A 17,250-nucleotide genomic window follows, 5' to 3' on the forward strand; every position below is an offset into this window, starting at 1 on the left:
ATCCCCGCGCACCTCAGCTGTTCGGCAGGGCTGTTTGGCAGCAGAAGAGCAGTGCATACAGAGCACTGCCGAGCACCGCGGGTGCGAATCCCTCACGACCCACACCGCATCGGTCGGTCACTCAGTGTGGAGGACCATCCATCATGGCAAAGGCGCTTCTCGGTTACGTCGGCGGTTCCGACCCGCGACTTCTCGCCGAGATGCGACGGCTCCAGCAGCGCGTCCAGGATCTTGAGTCCGAGCTCGTACGGATTCAGGACGAGAACGACGCGCTCAACGCCGCCGCTCAGCACCAGCAGTCGCTGCTCGAAAGCATCGACATCGATGTACCCCAGGCGGAGCCGGCGCTGACCTGACCGCACGGCCCCGTTTCAGGGGCCGGTCGGGCCGTACGCGCCATCGCACGGACATCATCGCCGGAACGTCACCGGATCATTGAAGATCAATTGCGGAATCACCGCATCACGCGTGTTCCGTCATCCTTGATCTGCCGCTTCGTCCGCCGCGTCATCGAGCCGGTACGCACGCCTTCAACGGGGGCGGCGGATAGCGGCGCGGCACCGCACACGAAATCATTGGGGACGCTTCGGCGTCCCTTCTTTCTTTTCCCCTCCGACCCGCACAGGTCCCGCCCCGGGCGTACACCCCTTCCCTTACCGTCTGATGTGCCCTGCACCTTCATCAGCGAAACCGAGCGCGAAAGGTAGAGTCCGGCGGCGTGCACCTCAAGGCCCTGACCCTGCGTGGTTTCAAATCGTTCGCGTCCGCCACCACCCTGCGGTTCGAACCCGGCATCACCTGTGTCGTCGGCCCCAACGGGTCGGGCAAGTCCAATGTCGTGGACGCGCTCTCCTGGGTCATGGGGGAGCAGGGGGCCAAATCCCTGCGCGGCGGCAAGATGGAGGACGTCATCTTCGCCGGCACCACCGGGCGTCCGCCGCTCGGCCGGGCCGAGGTCTCACTGACGATCGACAACTCCGACGGGGCGCTGCCCATCGAGTACGCCGAGGTGACGATCACCCGGATCATGTTCCGCAACGGCGGCAGCGAATACCAGATCAACGGGGACACCTGCCGGCTGCTCGACATCCAGGAACTCCTCTCCGACTCCGGCATCGGCCGCGAGATGCACGTCATCGTCGGCCAGGGCCAGCTGGACTCCGTTCTGCACGCCGACCCGACCGGCCGCCGCGCGTTCATCGAGGAGGCCGCGGGCGTCCTCAAGCACCGCAAGCGCAAGGAGAAGGCGCTGCGGAAACTCGACGCGATGGGCGCCAATCTGGCCAGGGTCCAGGACCTCACCGACGAACTGCGGCGGCAGCTCAAACCGCTCGGCCGGCAGGCGGCGGTGGCCCGCCGGGCCGCCGTCATCCAGGCCGACCTCCGCGACGCCCGGCTCCGCCTCCTCGCCGACGACCTGGTCACCCTGCGCACCGCGCTCCAGGGCGAGATCGCGGACGAGGCCGCGCTGAAGCAGCGCCGCGAGGCCGCCGAGGCGGAACTCGGCGCCGCCCTGGCGCGCGAGGCCGAACTGGAGGACGAGGTACGGCGTCTGACGCCGAGGCTCCAGCGGGCCCAGCAGACCTGGTACGAGCTGTCGCAGCTCGCCGAGCGGGTACGCGGCACGATCTCGCTGGCCGACGCCCGGGTGAAGAGCGCCACCGCACCCCAGGAGGAGGAGCGGCGGGGGCGCGACCCCGAGGACATGGAGCGCGAGGCGGCCCGCATCCGCGAGCAGGAGGCGGAACTGACCGCCGCTCTGGAGGCGGCCGAACACGCCCTGGAGGACACCGCCGCCCACCGCGCGGAGCTGGAGCGGGAGCTGGCCGCCGAGGAGCGCCGCCTCAAGGACGCCGCCCGCGCCCTGGCCGACCGCCGCGAAGGGCTCGCCCGGCTGAACGGCCAGGTCAACGCCGCCCGTGGCCGGGCCGCTTCCGCGCAGGCGGAGATCGACCGGCTGGCCGCCGCCCGCGACGAGGCCCGGGAACGGGCGGTGGCGGCCCAGGAGGAGTACGAGCAGCTGAAGGCCGAGGTCGACGGCCTGGACGCCGACGACACGGAGCTGGGCGAGCGCCACGAGGCCGCGCGCGCGGAGCTGAAGGAGGCCGAACGGGCCCTGTCCGCCGCCCGCGAGGAGGCCACCGCCGCCGAACGCCGGCGCGCGGCGGTCGCGGCCCGGCACGACGCGCTGGCCCTCGGGCTGCGCCGCAAGGACGGCACCGGTGCCCTGCTCGGTGCCCGGGACCGGCTGACCGGACTGCTCGGCCCCGCCGCCGAACTGCTCACGGTGGCCCCCGGCCACGAGATCGCGGTGGCGGCGGCCCTGGGCGCGGCGGCGGACGCCGTCGCCGTCACGGACCCGGCCGCCGCGGCCGAGGCCATCCGGCTGCTCCGCAAGCAGGACGCGGGGCGCGCGGCCCTGCTCCTCGGCGGTCCGGGGGGCCACGGCGGCGCGGGCGGTGCCGACGGCGAGCACGGGCCCGCCGGCCTCCACGAGGGGCCCGTGGGCGGCCCGGGGGACCGCCGTGGCGTCGTCGACGCCGGCCACGACCGCCGATCCGGCGCCTTCCACGACGCCGGAGCCCCGGGCGGCCCCGGCTCCGGCACCGCGCCGCACGTGCCGGGGCAGGGCGCGGGGCCCCAGGGCTCCGGAGCCGTCGCGGAACCGCATGTTCCCGGCCAGGGCGCGCCGCAGTCCCCTGCCGCCGCCCACCCGGGCGCGGCGCCGCTCCCCGGCCGGGGCACGGAACCGGACGGGAGCACGGACGCCGACCGGGTGCCCGAGCGCGGTGGTCCGCTCCCGCAGCCCGTCACCGCCCTCACGGCGCGGGGGCAGGGACAGGGCCAGACCGGGGGAGCGCACGGGGCGGCGGCGGAGGCCGTCGGCGCCACGGGAGGTTCCACGGCCGGTACCGCCATGTCCGCGGTGGCCGAGCTCGTCACCGGCCCCGTCGAACTGATGACCGCCGTCCGCAGGCTGGTCCGGGACATGGTCGTCGTCGGGACCCTGGAGGACGCGGAGGACCTGGTCGCCGCACGTCCCGAGCTGACCGCCGTCACGAGCGAGGGCGACGTGCTCTCCGCCCACTTCGCGCAGGGCGGTTCGGCCGGCGCGCCGAGCCTTCTGGAGGTCCAGGCATCCGTGGACGAGGCGGCGGCCGAACTGGCCGAACTCGATGTGCGGTGCGCGGCACTGGCCGACGCCCAGCGGGGGGCGGCCGAGCGGCGCGCGGAACGGGCCGCGCTCGTCGAGGAGCTGGGGGAGCGTCGCCGGGCCGCCGAACGGGAGAAGTCCGGGGTCGCCCAGCAGCTCGGCCGGCTGGCCGGACAGGCGCGGGGCGCGGCGGGCGAGGCCGAGCGGATGGCCGCTTCCGCCGCCCGTGCCCAGGAGGCCCTGGAGCGGGCCACCGAGGAGGCCGAGGAGCTTGCCGAACGGCTGCTGGTGGCCGAGGAGGCGGCCGGGGACGGGGCGGACGAGGAGCCGGACGCCTCGGTGCGCGACCGGCTCGCCGCCGACGGGGCCAACGCCCGCCAGACCGAGATGGAGGCCCGCCTCCAGCTCCGTACCCATGAGGAACGCGTCAAGGCGCTCGCCGGGCGGGCCGACTCCCTGGACCGGGGCGCCCGCGCCGAGCGCGAGGCCCGCGCCCGCGTCGAGCGCCGCAGGGCCCGGCTGCGCCACGAGGCCGCGGTGGCCACCGCCGTCGCCTCCGGGGCCCGGCAGCTCCTCGCCCATGTCGAGGTCTCCGTCGTCCGGGCCGAGGAGGAACGGCAGGCCGCGGACGCGGCGAAGGCGGAACGGGAGCGGGGACTGGCAGCCGAGCGCGCCCGGGGCCGGGAGCTCAAGAGCGAGCTGGACAAGCTGACCGACTCGGTCCACCGGGGCGAGGTGCTGGGCGCCGAGAAGCGGCTGCGGATAGAGCAGCTGGAGACCAGGGCCCTGGAGGAACTGGGCGTCGAACCGGCCGGGCTGACGGCGGAGTACGGTCCCGACCAGCTCGTCCCGCCGTCACCCGCCGCGCAGGGCGAGGAGCTGCCGGAGGACCCGGAGCACCCGCGCAACCAGCCGAGGCCGTTCGTCCGGGCCGAGCAGGAGAAGCGGCTCCGGTCGGCCGAACGGGCGTACCAGCAACTCGGGAAGGTGAATCCGCTCGCCCTGGAGGAGTTCTCGGCGCTGGAGGAGCGGCACAAGTTCCTCTCCGAGCAGCTGGAGGACCTGAAGAAGACCCGGGCCGATCTGCTCCAGGTGATCAAGGAGGTCGACGAGCGCGTCGAACAGGTCTTCACCGAGGCATACCGGGACACCGCCCGGGAGTTCGAGGGCGTCTTCTCCCGGCTCTTCCCGGGGGGCGAGGGGCGGCTGATCCTGACCGACCCCGACAACATGCTCGCCACCGGGGTGGACGTGGAGGCCCGGCCGCCCGGCAAGAAGGTCAAGCGGCTCTCCCTGCTGTCCGGCGGGGAGCGGTCCCTGACCGCCGTGGCCCTCCTCGTCTCGATCTTCAAGGCCAGGCCCAGCCCGTTCTACGTGATGGACGAGGTCGAAGCGGCGCTCGACGACACCAATCTCCAGCGGCTGATCCGGATCATGGAGGAGCTCCAGGAGAGCTCCCAGCTCATCGTGATCACCCATCAGAAGCGGACGATGGAGGTCGCCGACGCGCTCTACGGCGTCTCGATGCAGGGCGACGGGGTCTCGAAGGTGATCAGCCAGCGGCTGCGCTGAGCACCGCCGCCCCCGAGTGGTGGCGGGACCGAAGATGTGCGCCACTGGAGAACAGCTCATCCCACGCCCGACGTCGCGGCCCGGCCCCAGGGAGTTCTCACGTGTCCAGCACCCCGCAGGGGCCGGCGTCCGGAGCGCGTACGGCCCATCCGGACCACATCGGCCACGTCATCTTCATCACGGCCGCCGCCGCGATGGGCGGCTTCCTGTTCGGCTACGACAGTTCCGTCATCAACGGGGCCGTCGAGGCGATCCGGGACCGGTACGACATCGGCTCCGGGACCCTCGCCCAGGTCATCGCCATCGCCCTGATCGGCTGCGCGATCGGCGCGGCCACCGCCGGACGGATCGCGGACCGCATCGGCCGCATCCGCTGCATGCAGATCGCCTCCGCGCTGTTCACCATCAGCGCCGTGGGCTCCGCGCTCCCGTTCGCGCTCTGGGACCTGGCGATGTGGCGCATCATCGGCGGTTTCGCGATCGGCATGGCCTCGGTGATCGGCCCGGCGTACATCGCGGAGGTCTCGCCGCCCGCCTACCGCGGCCGGCTCGGCTCCTTCCAGCAGGCCGCCATCGTCGTCGGCATCGCCATCTCCCAGCTCGTCAACTACGGGATCCTCCAGATCGCGGACGGCGACCAGCGCGGGAAGATCGGCGGCCTGGAGGCGTGGCAGTGGATGCTCGGCGTGATGGTCGTGCCCGCCGTGCTGTACGGGCTGCTCTCGTTCGCCATCCCCGAGTCGCCGCGCTTCCTGCTCTCCGTCGGCAAGCGGGAGAAGGCCCGTCGGATCCTGGAGGAGGTCGAGGGGAAGAACGTCGACCTGGACGCCCGGGTCGACGAGATCGAGACCGCGATGCGCCGGGAGCACAAGTCGACCTTCCGGGACCTGCTGGGCAGCCGGGCCGGCTTCCTGCCCATCGTCTGGGTCGGCATCGGCCTCTCGGTCTTCCAGCAGCTCGTCGGCATCAACGTGGCCTTCTACTACTCGGCGACGCTCTGGCAGTCCGTCGGCATCGACCCGACCGACTCGTTCTTCTACTCGTTCACGACGTCGATCATCAACATCATCGGTACGGTCATCGCGATGGTCCTCGTCGACCGCGTGGGGCGCCGCCCGCTGGCCCTCGTCGGTTCGTGCGGCATGGCGGTCGCGCTGGCCTTCGAGGCGTGGGCCTTCTCCGCGGACCTGGTCGACGGCAAGCTCCCCACCACCGAGGGCGCGGTCGCGCTCGTCGCCGCCCATGTCTTCGTGCTGTTCTTCGCCCTGTCCTGGGGCGTCGTCGTCTGGGTGTTCCTGGGCGAGATGTTCCCCAACCGGATCCGCGCCGCCGCGCTCGGCGTCGCCGCCTCCGCCCAGTGGATCGCCAACTGGGCGATCACCGCGAGCTTCCCGAGCCTCTCCGACTGGAACCTCTCGGGCACGTACGTCATCTACGCCTGCTTCGCCACGCTCTCGATCCCCTTCGTCCTCCTGTTCGTCAAGGAGACCAAGGGCAAGGCGCTGGAGGAGATGGGCTGAGGCTCCGGCCCGGCCGGCTCAGTCCTTCACCGCGTCGCAGAACAGCCGCAGACTGCGCCAGCCCTCTTCCGGCGGCATCCCGCCGCACAGGGGATGCAGCACCAGACTGCCCAGCCGGGCGGCCAGCTCCGCGCACGCGTCCGGGGTGACGATCCGGTAGACGCCCTCCTCCCGGAGCCCGTCCACCGTCGTCGCCGCCGAGCGGACGGCCGAGTGGATGTCCTGCGACTGCCACGAGGCGTAGGTGCGCGCCTCGTGCAGGAAGTGCTTCCCGTACGTCTCCCACGCCCGGTCCGGGTCCTCGGAGACGTGCAGCAGCGGGGTCTCGGCCGAGGGCATCATGCAGAAGCCCTCCGTGCCGTGCGCCGCCCGCCGCTCGTCGTAGTACGCCTCCAGCTCCGGCAGATGCGCGCTCGGGAACAGCGGCAGCCCGAGCCGGGCCGCCCGCCGCGCCGCCGCCCGCGAACTGCCGCCCACCAGCAGCAGCGGATGGGGACGGGTGAACGGCCTCGGCGTGACCTGGACCGTACGGCCCCGGTACCCGAACGGCTCCCCGGTCCACGCCTTCAGCAGCGTCTCCAGCAGTTCGTCCTGGAGCCGGCCGCGCCTGCGCCATTCGACGCCCGCCCGCGCGTACTCTTCCGGGCGGTAGCCGATCCCCGCGACCGTCACGAGCCGGCCCCCGCTCATCAGGTCGAGGACCGCGATGTCCTCGGCCAGCCGCAGCGGATCGTGCAGCGGACCGATGATCGCGGAGACCGTGACCGCGATCCGCCGGGTGGCCCCGAACACGCCCCCGGCGAAGGCGAAGGGGGAGGGCAGCCAGGAGTTCGCCACCCCGTGGTGCTCCTCGGTCTGTACGGTGTCGACGCCGTGCTCGTCCGCGTACGCGGCCATGTCCAGGGCCGCGCGGTAGCGGGCGGAGAGCGACGCCGGTGTGGCGCCGGGCTCGACGAGATTGAACCGGACGACGGTGAAGGCCATGACGCTGTCCCCTTACGCCGGGCTGGGCGGGGACCATAACTGACGTAGCGTCAGAAGTGTAGGGGTGCGGACCGCTCCGCCGGCCGGGCCCGGGGCAGCACGGCGTACACCCCGCCGGAGACCAGGATCGTCACGGCCCAGCCCAGGCCGTTGCGGCCCGGCCAGGTCGCGGCGAACGGGCCGGTGAACCACTCCACCCCCGTGAACAGCAGCCCCACCACCAGGCCCACGGCCCACGCGGCCACCGCCGTGCCCGCGAAGCCGCCCGTGTACCAGTAGGCGCCGGCCGGGCCGGTGTCCATCAGCGCCACCGGATCGTAGACACGGCCCCGCAGCCGGTCCACGCCGAAGACCCCGATCCATGCGGCGAACGTCACCGCCAGCACCTGGAGGAAGGAGATGAACGAGCCCAGGAAGCTGCTCGCCGCGAGCATCAGCAGCGCTCCCAGGAACAGGCTGATCGCGGCGTTCACCCCGACCGCCCAGGCGCGCGGAACCGTGAACCCGAGCGTCTGCGCGGTGAATCCGGCGGAGTACATCGACATCGCGTTGATCATCACCATGCCGAGCACGGCGATCACCAGATAGGGGACCGCGAGCCATCGGGGCAGCAGCTCCCCGATGAACGCGACCGGATCCCGGGTCAGGGCGAGTCCCGGCGTCCCCACCGCCATCACCGCCCCCATGAGCACCATCGGCACGATCACCAGCCCGGCCCCGCCGACCGTCGCCGCGCCCATCGCCCGGCCGGACGCGGTCCTGGGCAGATAGCGGGCGAAGTCCGGCCCGGTGGGCGCCCAGCTCATCCCGCCGGCCGCCAGGGTGCCGACCCCCGCGACCATGAGCGGGACCGGGCCCGCCGGCCGCTCCAGCACCGCCCGCCACGCCGTCGTCTCCACGAGATGCGCCAGTACCAGCACGCTGAACGCACCGAAGAGGTACGCCGACCAGGTGCAGCACAGCCGCAGCGCCCGCGCCCCCAGCCCCGACAGCAGAAAACTGGCCGCCACGAAGGCGAGCAGGGCCACCACGGTCGGCGCCGACGTGCCCCGGACCCCGAAGAGCACGGCGGCCACCGCCAGCAGCGCGTACGCCCCCGTGACCGCGTTCACCGTCTCCCAGCCCCAGCGCGCCACCCAGATCAGCGCCCCCGGCGCCAGATTGCCGCGCTGGCCGAACACCGCCCGGGAGAGCGCCATCCCCGGGGCCCCGCCGTCGCGCCCGGCGGCCGAGATCCAGCCGACCAGACCGAAGGAGACCAGCGGCGCCACGACGGAGACCACCAGGACCTGCCAGAGCGCCAGCCCGTCCAGCACGACGAACCCGGCCCCGATGGTGAGCAGCAGCACGGTCATGTTCGCCGCCGCCCAGGTGGGGAAGAGCGCCCGCACCCGGCCGGTCCGCTCGCTGTCGGGCACGGGCTCCAGTCCACGGGTCTCCACGGCGCGAAGCGTACCTTCAGGGCATACAGCTCATTTCGGTCGGATGGTCCGAGGGGTCCGGCCGTCCCCCGGGCGGCACAGCGCGACCGGACCACACGGTCCCCGCTCGCCGCCGCCCGTGACCGATACTGGGTGGGTTATGGAATTCGTCATCCTTGCTGTAGTCATCGCCCTGGTCGCGGTCGGCGTGATCAGCGGGCTCGTGGTCAGCAGCCGCAAGAAGAAGAAGCTGCCCCCGGCACCGTCGAGCACGCCGACCCTCACTCCTCCCGCCGAGCCCCATGTCGGCGAGGAGGCCGAAGAGCCGCGCGAGGAACCGCGCCGCACCATCGAGGACGTCGCGGCCCCGCCCGCCGAGGCCGCCCCGGAGACCGTCGAGCCGCAGGAGCCCGCCGCCCCGGCGCTCGACGTCCCCGAGCCCACCGCCGGCCGTCTCGTCCGGCTGCGGGCCCGGCTCGCCCGCTCGCAGAACTCCCTGGGCAAGGGGCTCCTCACGCTCCTGTCCCGGGACAACCTCGACGAGGACACCTGGGAGGAGATCGAGGACACCCTCCTCACCGCCGACGTCGGCGTCGCCCCCACGCAGGAACTGGTCGAACGGCTCCGCGAGCGCGTCCGCGTCCTCGGCACCCGTACCCCCGAGGACCTGCGCGCCCTGCTGCGCGAGGAACTCATCACCCTGCTCGGCACGGACTTCGACCGCGCCGTGAAGACCGAGAGCGGCCTGGACACCCCCGGGGTCGTGATGGTCGTCGGGGTCAACGGCACCGGCAAGACCACCACCACGGGCAAGCTCGCCCGGGTGCTCGTGGCCGACGGCCGCAGCGTGGTGCTCGGCGCGGCCGACACCTTCCGCGCCGCCGCGGCCGACCAGCTCCAGACCTGGGGCGAGCGCGTGGGCGCCCGCACCGTGCGCGGCCCCGAGGGCGGCGACCCGGCGTCCATCGCCTTCGACGCCGTCAAGGAGGGCATCGCCGAGGGCGCCGACGTCGTCCTCATCGACACGGCCGGCCGGCTGCACACCAAGACCGGGCTCATGGACGAGCTGGGCAAGGTGAAGCGGGTCGTCGAGAAGCACGGACCGCTCGACGAGGTCCTGCTCGTCCTCGACGCCACGACCGGCCAGAACGGCCTGGTGCAGGCCCGGGTCTTCGCGGAGGTCGTCGACATCACCGGCATCGTCCTGACCAAGCTCGACGGCACCGCCAAGGGCGGCATCGTGATCGCCGTCCAGCGCGAGCTGGGGGTGCCGGTCAAGCTCATCGGCCTCGGTGAGGGCCCGGACGACCTGGCCCCCTTCGAGCCGGCGGCGTTCGTGGACGCCCTGATCGGGGACTGACGCCCCGCGGCACCCACGAGGAGCCCGGCAGCACCGAGCGGTGCGGCCGGGCTCCTCGCCGTCCGGGGCCCGGCCGGCTCCGGACCGCCGGACACGACGCGGGCGGGCGGGTCAGGCGCAGGGCGCCAGACGGTGGCAGATGTACGCCAGGGTGCCCAGCAGCAGCCGGGCCTCGGGCGGCGCCGACGCCGTGTCCAGCGACGGCGGACGCAGCCAGCGGACCGGGCCGAGGCCGCCCTGGTCGGACGGCGGCGCCGTGATGTGCGCGCCGGCGCCGAGGGCCCTCAGGTCCAGGTCCGCGTCGTCCCACCCCATCCGGTACAGCAGCCGGGGCAGCTCCTCGGCCGCGCCCGGAGCCACGAGGAACTGCGCCCGGCCCGCCGGTGTCACCGCGACCGGCCCCGGCGGCAGCCCCATCCGCTCCATCCGGACCAGCGCCCGGCGCCCGGCCGCCTCGGCCACGTCCAGCACGTCGAAGCTCCGCCCCACCGGCAGCAGCATCGAGGCGCCGGGGACCTCGGCCCAGGCCCGTGCCGCCGCGTCCAGCGTGGTCCCGGCCGGGACCTCCCGGGCGAATTCCAAGGGATGCGCCCCGGGGGAGGGGCAGCCGGACTCGCCGCACGAGCAGACCCCGCCGGCCGCGCGGGCGCCCGGGACGACCGCCCAGCCCCACAGGCCGGTGTACTCCGCCACCGCGGTGCCCTCGGCCGCACGGCCGCGGCGCCGTGAGCCTGATCGCATCTCACGGATGCCGCCGATCGTGAAGCCCATGCCCCCTCCAACGGGTCCAGCGCGCCGGTGGTTACGAGGCGGAGCGCGGTCCGGCGCTCCTCCGTCCTGGCGGTCCGGATGGGCCGGGGTGAGCCGGGGCGTGCGCGACGACTCGCGCGCCCCCGGGCGCACCCCCGCGCCCACCGTCGATCGCTCTGCGTCAAGTGAATCGCGCCCGGCGCGGACGGCGTTCATCCGAAGGGGTGGCGAATGGTGGCGTTTCCGTAGGCGCCCTCGCGGAGGGGGTGATCGTAGGATTACCGTCGGTACACGAACCATGGAAGTATGTGCGCCCACGGGTATGCCAAAGGCAACCCGATTTTCTGTTCGACGGCGGCAACCCGCATACGGACAGCGCCGGTTCACGGCATTCTGATAGAGGTTCGCGCGAAGGTATTCGGCGGGATGGGGGCGTTCCAGTGAGTGGCAGCGGCGCAGGCAATGCGAATGCAGGCAAGCGCCCGAACGAGCAATTGGGATCATGGTTCGTGCGCAGCGGCTGGTCCAAGGGCGAGCTGGCCCGCCAGGTCAACCGCAGAGCACGGCAGATGGGCGCCCACCACATCAGCACCGACACCTCGCGGGTCCGGCGCTGGCTCGACGGCGAACAGCCGCGCGAGCCGATCCCGCGCATCCTGTCGGAGCTGTTCTCCGAGCGCTTCGGCTCCGTCGTCGCCGTCGAGGACCTGGGGCTGCGCACCGCCCACCAGGCCCCCTCCGTCGCCGGGGTCGACCTGCCCTGGGCCGGACCGCAGACGGTCGCGCTGCTCAGCGAGTTCTCCCGCAGCGATCTGATGCTGGCCCGCCGGGGCTTCCTCGGCAGCTCCCTCACCCTCGCCGCGGGCCCCGCCCTCATCGAGCCCATGCAGCGCTGGCTGGTCCCCGTCGCCGGCGCCGGTGCCGTCGAGGCCGAGTCGCCGGCCGCCGCCCGCCGCCCCTCCCGGCTCTCCGCGCCCGAGCTGGACCTGCTGGAATCCACCACCGCCATGTTCCGCCAGTGGGACGCCCAGTGCGGTGGCGGACTGCGCCGCAAGGCGGTCGTCGGCCAGCTCCACGAGGTCACCGACCTCCTCCAGGAGCCGCAGCCGGCCGCCACCGCCCGGCGCCTGTTCCGCTGCGCCGCCGAACTGGCCGAGCTGGCGGGCTGGATGAGCTACGACGTCGGCCTCCAGCCCACCGCCCAGAAGTACTTCGTGCTCGCCCTGCACGCCTCCAAGGAGGCCGGCGACAAGCCCCTCGGCTCGTACGTGCTCTCCAGCATGAGCCGCCAGATGATCCACCTCGGCCGCCCCGACGACGCGCTCGAACTGATCCACCTCGCGCAGTACGGCAGCCGCGACTGCGCCACCCCGCGCACCCAGGCCATGCTGTACGCGATGGAGGCCCGCGCGTACGCCAACATGGGCCAGCCCAGCAAGTGCAAGCGGGCCGTCCGGATGGCCGAGGACACCTTCCTCGACGCCGGTCTCGACGGCGAGCCCGAGCCCGACTGGATCCGCTTCTTCTCGGAGGCCGAGCTCAACGGGGAGAACTCCCACTCCTTCCGCGACCTGGCCTACGTCGCCGGCCGCAGCCCCACCTACGCCTCCCTCGCCGAACCGGCCATGCGCCGGGCCGTCGAACTCTTCGAGGAGGACGAGGAGCACCAGCGCTCCTACGCGCTCAACCTCATCGGCCTCGCCACCGTGCACCTGCTCAAGCGCGAGCCCGAGGAGTCCACCCTCCTCGCCGAGAAGGCGCTGCGCGTCGCCAAGAAGGTGCGCTCCGAGCGCGTCAACACCCGGCTGCGCAAGACCGTCGACACCGCCGCCAGGGACTTCGGGGACATCCCCGAGGTCGCCCGGCTCACCGATCTCCTCACCGAACAGCTGCCCGAGACCGCCGAAGCGGTCTGAGCGGCACCACAGCCCCGGCCACGACGGCCACCCCGCACGGACCGACTTCGGCTCCCCCGATTGCCAGGTCAGCGGGTGGTCGCCGTGGCCGGTTCGTGTGGTCGTTCCCCCACGGGTGCGTCGTAACCGCACCGTATGCGGCTCCGGCCGCAGAGTAGGCCCGAGCGCGGACCCGGCGCGGGCGGTTCATGGGGACGTAACACACCGGTCCTCTTGGTCACTGCGGCGAAACACCGTGCGGCATCGGTGGAAACGGCGCTGGGCGAACCTCATGGCTCATAACGGCCCGCACCTTTTCCCCAGTGGTCCCGCACGTGGATGCACCCCCCATCGCCCGCACGCGGCCGCACCGACGACGAGGAGACGCCGATGCCCCCAGGCATCACGACGCTTGCAGCAGACGCCCCGACGCTGTCCGCCGCCAACACCGGGTTCATGCTCATCTGCTCGGCCCTGGTGATGCTCATGACCCCGGCCCTGGCCTTCTTCTACGGAGGCATGGTCCGCGTCAAGAGCACGCTCAACATGCTGATGATGAGCTTCATCAGCCTCGGGATCGTCACGATCCTGTGGGTGCTCTACGGATTCAGCCTCGCCTTCGGCACCGACGCGGGCTCGCTCATCGGCTGGAGCCAGGACTTCGTCGGCCTCAGCGGCATCGGCGTGACGGAACTCTGGGACGGCTACACCATCCCGGTCTACGTCTTCGCCGTCTTCCAGCTGATGTTCGCCGTGCTCACCCCGGCCCTGATAAGCGGTGCCCTCGCCGACCGGGTCAAGTTCACCTCCTGGGCGCTGTTCATCACGCTCTGGGTCACCGTCGTGTACTTCCCCGTCGCGCACTGGGTCTGGGGCGCGGGCGGCTGGCTGTTCGAGCTCGGCGTCATCGACTTCGCCGGCGGCACCGCCGTCCACATCAACGCCGGAGCCGCGGCCCTCGGCGTGATCCTCGTCATCGGCAAGCGCGTCGGCTTCAAGAAGGACCCGATGCGGCCGCACAGCCTGCCGCTGGTGATGCTCGGCGCCGGACTGCTGTGGTTCGGCTGGTTCGGATTCAACGCCGGATCCTGGCTCGGCAACGACGACGGCGTCGGCGCGGTGATGTTCGTCAACACCCAGGTCGCCACCGCCGCCGCGATGCTCGCCTGGCTCGGTTACGAGAAGCTCCGCCACGGCTCGTTCACCACGCTCGGCGCCGCCTCCGGAGCCGTCGCCGGACTCGTCGCCATCACCCCGGCGGGCGGCGCGGTCAGCCCGCTCGGCGCGATCGCGGTCGGAGCCATCGCGGGTGTGCTGTGCGCCATGGCCGTCGGCCTGAAGTACAGGTTCGGCTACGACGACTCCCTCGACGTGGTCGGCGTCCACCTCGTCGGCGGCATCGCCGGCTCCCTGCTCGTCGGCTTCTTCGCCACCGGCGGCGTCCAGTCCGACGCCAAGGGCCTCTTCTACGGCGGCGGCCTCGACCAGCTCGGCAAGCAGGCCGTGGGCGTCGTCGCGGTCCTCGCCTACTCCCTCGTCGTCTCCGCCCTCCTCGCCTTCCTCCTCGACCGGACCATCGGGATGCGCGTCGACGAGGACGACGAGATCTCCGGCATCGACCAGGTCGAGCACGCCGAGACGGCGTACGACTTCAGCGGCGCCGGCGGCGGCGCGGCGTCCCGCACCGCGGCCCCCGCCCCCGGCACCACCGCCCCGACCAACAAGAAGGTGGACGCATGAAGCTCATCACCGCCGTCGTGAAGCCGCACCGGCTCGACGAGATCAAGGAGGCCCTCCAGGCCTTCGGCGTCCAGGGCCTCACGGTCACGGAAGCCAGCGGTTACGGGCGCCAGCGCGGCCACACCGAGGTCTACCGGGGCGCCGAGTACACCGTCGACCTCGTCCCCAAGATCCGCATCGAGGTCCTCGTCGAGGACGAGGACGCCGACCAGCTCATCGACGTCGTCGTCAAGGCGGCCCGGACCGGCAAGATCGGCGACGGCAAGGTCTGGAGCGTCCCGGTGGAGACCGCGATCAGGGTCCGCACCGGCGAACGCGGCCCCGACGCACTCTGACCGACTGAACCGCACACGGAAGGGCAGCTGGGTGACGAGCACCGAAGCGACGACCGAATCCGAGGAATCGGGACCCAGCGGCTACGCGGCGGCCCGGCTGCTCCTTCTCCAGCAGAAGGAGCGGTCCGGGCCGCCGCGCCGTGCGGCCCTCGCCTCCCTCACCGACACCTGGCTGACCGGCCTCTTCGCCGCCGCGGCCGAACACGCCGGCGTCCGGGGCGCCGCCCTGGTCGCCGTCGGCGGCTACGGCCGGGGCGAACTCTCCCCGCGCAGCGACCTCGACCTCCTGCTCCTGCATGACGGCCACGCCGACCCCGCGGCCGTCGCCGCCCTCGCCGACCGCATCTGGTACCCGGTCTGGGACCTCGGACTCGCCCTCGACCACTCCGTGCGCACCCCGGCCGAGGCCCGCAAAGCCGCCGCCGACGACCTCAAGGTCCAGCTCGGACTGCTCGACGCCCGGCCCGTCGCCGGTGACCTCGGCCTCGTCGCCTCCCTGCGCACCGCGATCCTCGCCGACTGGCGCAACCAGGCCCCCAAACGCCTCCCCGCCCTCGACGAACTCTGCCGCGAGCGGGCCGAACGCCAGGGCGAACTCCGCTTCCTCCTGGAACCCGACCTCAAGGAGGCCCGGGGCGGACTGCGCGACGTCACCGCCCTGCGCGCCGTCGCCGCGTCCTGGGTCGCCGACGCCCCCCGCGAAGGACTCGCCGAGGCCCGCCGCGTCCTCCTCGACACCCGCGACGCCCTCCACCTCACCACCGGCCGCGCCACCGACCGCCTCGCCCTCCAGGAACAGGACCAGGTCGCCGACGCCCTCGGCCTCCTCGACGCCGACGCCCTGCTGCGCCAGGTCTACGAGGCCGCCCGCACCGTCTCGTACGCCACCGACGTCACCTGGCGCGAGGTCAACCGGGTGCTGCGCGCCCGCTCGGTCCGGCCCCGGCTGCGCGCCATGCTCGCCGGACGGGCGGCGCCGGCCACCGACCGCACCCCGCTCGCCGACGGGGTCGTGGAGTCCGACGGCGAGGCCGTCCTCGCCCGCACCGCCCGCCCCGAACGCGACCCGGTCCTCGTCCTGCGCGCCGCCGCCGCGGCCGCCCAGTCCGAACTGCCGCTCTCCCGGCACGTCGTGCGCCACCTCGCCACCGTCGCGGCGCCGCTCCCGGTGCCCTGGCCGGCCGAGGCCCGCGAGGAACTCGTCACCCTCCTCGGCGCGGGCGAGGCCACCGTCCCCGTCTGGGAGGCGCTGGAGGCCGAGGGGCTGATCACCCGCCTGCTCCCCGACTGGGAGCGCGTGCACTGCCGCCCGCAGCGCAACCCCGTCCACACCTGGACCGTGGACCGCCACCTCGTCGAGACCGCCGTCCGCGCCTCCGCCCTGACCCGCCGGGTCGGCCGCCCCGACCTCCTGCTGGTCGCCGCCCTGCTCCACGACATCGGCAAGGGCTGGCCCGGCGACCACTCCGTGGCCGGCGAGGTCATCGCCCGCGACATGGCCGCCCGCATCGGCTTCGACCAGCACGACGTGGGCGTCCTCGCCACGCTCGTACGCCACCATCTGCTGCTCGTCGAGACCGCCACCCGCCGCGACCTGGACGATCCGGCCACCGTCCGCTCCGTGGCGACGGCCGTCGGCAGCACCACCACCCTGGAACTGCTCCACGCCCTCACCGAGGCCGACGCCCTGGCCACCGGACCCGCCGCCTGGTCCGCCTGGCGCGCCTCCCTCGTCACGGACCTGGTCACCCGCGTCGCCGCCGTCCTGGCGGGCGAGGCCCCCGAGGAACCCGCGCCGAACGCGCCCGGCGCCGAGCACGAGCGCCTGGCCGTGGAATCCCTGCGCACCGGCGAACCCGTCCTCGCCCTCCACACCCGGCCCGAGCCCGCCGCCGAGGACGGCGCCCCCGAACCCGTCGGCGTCGAACTCCTCATCGCGCTGCCCGACCGCCCCGGCGTCCTGCCCGCCGCCGCGGGCGTCCTCGCCCTGCACCGGCTCACCGTCCGCGCCGCCGATCTGCGGGCCGTGGAACTCCCCGCCGCGCTCGGCGGACCGGGGGAGGTGCTGCTGCTCAGCTGGCGGGTCGCCGCCGAATACGGCTCGTTGCCCCAGGCGACCCGGCTGCGCGCCGACCTCGTCCGCGCCCTCGACGGCTCCCTGGACATCCGGGCGCGGCTGGCCGAACGCGAGGCCGCCTACCCGCGCCGCCGGGGGGTGAAGGCCCCGCCGCCCCGGGTGACCGTCGCCGCCGCCGGGTCCCGCCTGGCCACCGTGATCGAGGTCCGCGCCCAGGACGCCCCCGGTCTGCTGCACCGGATCGGCCACGCGCTGGAGGGCAGCGGCGTACGGGTCCGCAGCGCGCACGCGTCGACGCTCGGGGCGAACGCGGTGGACGCCTTCTACGTCACGGACGCGCAGGGGGCGCCGCTGTCGGCGGAGCGGGCGGCGGAGCTGGCCCAGGAGGTCGAGAAGGCGCTCGGCTGACCCCGGCCGCCGAGCCCTCGCCCGTCACGAGAAC

Annotated in this window: 11 protein-coding genes; 8 read left to right on the forward strand and 3 right to left on the reverse strand. The window is 73.3% G+C overall.

Annotated elements, in window-relative coordinates; all coding sequences use genetic code 11:
* Positions 1-143: 143 nt before the first annotated feature.
* The 3 genes from ACWCXC_RS20155 to ACWCXC_RS20165 all read left to right on the forward strand — a co-directional run bounded on the left by ACWCXC_RS20155 (position 144) and on the right by ACWCXC_RS20165 (position 6,246).
* A complete protein-coding gene (locus ACWCXC_RS20155) occupies positions 144-356 on the forward strand; it encodes a hypothetical protein (protein ID WP_383644275.1) in 213 nt (70 codons plus the stop codon).
* Positions 357-718: 362 nt separating this feature from the next.
* Positions 719-4,726 carry an AAA family ATPase gene (locus tag ACWCXC_RS20160; RefSeq protein WP_450890109.1) on the forward strand — a complete coding sequence of 1,336 codons (4,008 nt, stop codon included), beginning with the start codon at positions 719-721 and terminating at the stop codon, positions 4,724-4,726.
* Positions 4,727-4,827: 101 nt separating this feature from the next.
* On the forward strand, positions 4,828-6,246 hold the full coding sequence (locus tag ACWCXC_RS20165) for a sugar porter family MFS transporter (RefSeq protein ID WP_450890110.1): 1,419 nt from the start codon (positions 4,828-4,830) through the stop codon (positions 6,244-6,246).
* An 18-nt stretch (positions 6,247-6,264) separates the two neighbouring features.
* On the opposite strand, the gene ACWCXC_RS20170 is transcribed toward ACWCXC_RS20165, so the two are convergent.
* Both ACWCXC_RS20170 and ACWCXC_RS20175 read right to left on the reverse strand, forming a co-directional pair.
* Positions 6,265-7,230 (reverse strand): LLM class flavin-dependent oxidoreductase, encoded by a 966-nt coding sequence (locus tag ACWCXC_RS20170; protein WP_450680756.1) that lies wholly within the window; start codon positions 7,228-7,230, stop codon positions 6,265-6,267.
* 50 nt (positions 7,231-7,280) lie between these two features.
* Complete coding sequence (locus ACWCXC_RS20175; RefSeq protein WP_450680755.1) at positions 7,281-8,672, reverse strand: purine-cytosine permease family protein; 1,392 nt, start codon at positions 8,670-8,672, stop codon at positions 7,281-7,283.
* Positions 8,673-8,811: 139 nt separating this feature from the next.
* Here ACWCXC_RS20175 and ftsY point away from each other — a divergent pair, with 139 nt between their 5' ends.
* Complete coding sequence (ftsY, locus tag ACWCXC_RS20180) at positions 8,812-10,011, forward strand: signal recognition particle-docking protein FtsY (protein WP_450890111.1); 1,200 nt, start codon at positions 8,812-8,814, stop codon at positions 10,009-10,011.
* Between the two features lie 111 nt (positions 10,012-10,122).
* Here the strand turns inward: ftsY and ACWCXC_RS20185 are convergent, their stop codons facing one another.
* Positions 10,123-10,782 carry a bifunctional DNA primase/polymerase gene (locus tag ACWCXC_RS20185; RefSeq protein WP_450680753.1) on the reverse strand — a complete coding sequence of 220 codons (660 nt, stop codon included), beginning with the start codon at positions 10,780-10,782 and terminating at the stop codon, positions 10,123-10,125.
* 419 nt (positions 10,783-11,201) lie between these two features.
* Here ACWCXC_RS20185 and nsdA point away from each other — a divergent pair, with 419 nt between their 5' ends.
* The 4 genes from nsdA to ACWCXC_RS20205 all read left to right on the forward strand — a co-directional run bounded on the left by nsdA (position 11,202) and on the right by ACWCXC_RS20205 (position 17,216).
* On the forward strand, positions 11,202-12,677 hold the full coding sequence (nsdA, locus tag ACWCXC_RS20190) for a transcriptional repressor NsdA (RefSeq protein ID WP_450680752.1): 1,476 nt from the start codon (positions 11,202-11,204) through the stop codon (positions 12,675-12,677).
* 369 nt (positions 12,678-13,046) lie between these two features.
* Entirely contained in the window at positions 13,047-14,396 is a 1,350-nt protein-coding gene (locus tag ACWCXC_RS20195) for an ammonium transporter (protein ID WP_450680751.1), read from the forward strand.
* Positions 14,393-14,731: a P-II family nitrogen regulator gene (locus ACWCXC_RS20200; protein ID WP_383644249.1), complete on the forward strand. Its 339-nt coding sequence runs from the start codon at positions 14,393-14,395 to the stop codon at positions 14,729-14,731. The genes ACWCXC_RS20195 and ACWCXC_RS20200 overlap by 4 nt, the downstream gene beginning before the upstream one ends.
* 31 nt (positions 14,732-14,762) lie before the next feature.
* Positions 14,763-17,216, forward strand: a complete 2,454-nt coding sequence (locus ACWCXC_RS20205; RefSeq protein WP_450680750.1) for a [protein-PII] uridylyltransferase — start codon at positions 14,763-14,765, stop codon at positions 17,214-17,216.
* The last annotated feature ends 34 nt before the right edge of the window (positions 17,217-17,250 follow it).

The sequence above is a fragment of the Streptomyces sp. NPDC001515 genome (genome assembly GCF_053597115.1).

Excerpts from the sequence above, each read along its gene's own strand:
- ACWCXC_RS20155 (WP_383644275.1), top strand. The coding sequence starts at position 144 with ATGGCAAAGGCGCTTCTCGGTTACGTCGGCGGTTCCGACCCGCGACTT.
- ACWCXC_RS20170 (WP_450680756.1), bottom strand. The coding sequence starts at position 7,230 with ATGGCCTTCACCGTCGTCCGGTTCAATCTCGTCGAGCCCGGCGCCACA.
- ftsY (WP_450890111.1), top strand. The coding sequence starts at position 8,812 with ATGGAATTCGTCATCCTTGCTGTAGTCATCGCCCTGGTCGCGGTCGGC.
- ACWCXC_RS20185 (WP_450680753.1), bottom strand. The coding sequence starts at position 10,782 with ATGGGCTTCACGATCGGCGGCATCCGTGAGATGCGATCAGGCTCACGG.
- ACWCXC_RS20195 (WP_450680751.1), top strand. The coding sequence starts at position 13,047 with ATGCCCCCAGGCATCACGACGCTTGCAGCAGACGCCCCGACGCTGTCC.
- ACWCXC_RS20200 (WP_383644249.1), top strand. The coding sequence starts at position 14,393 with ATGAAGCTCATCACCGCCGTCGTGAAGCCGCACCGGCTCGACGAGATC.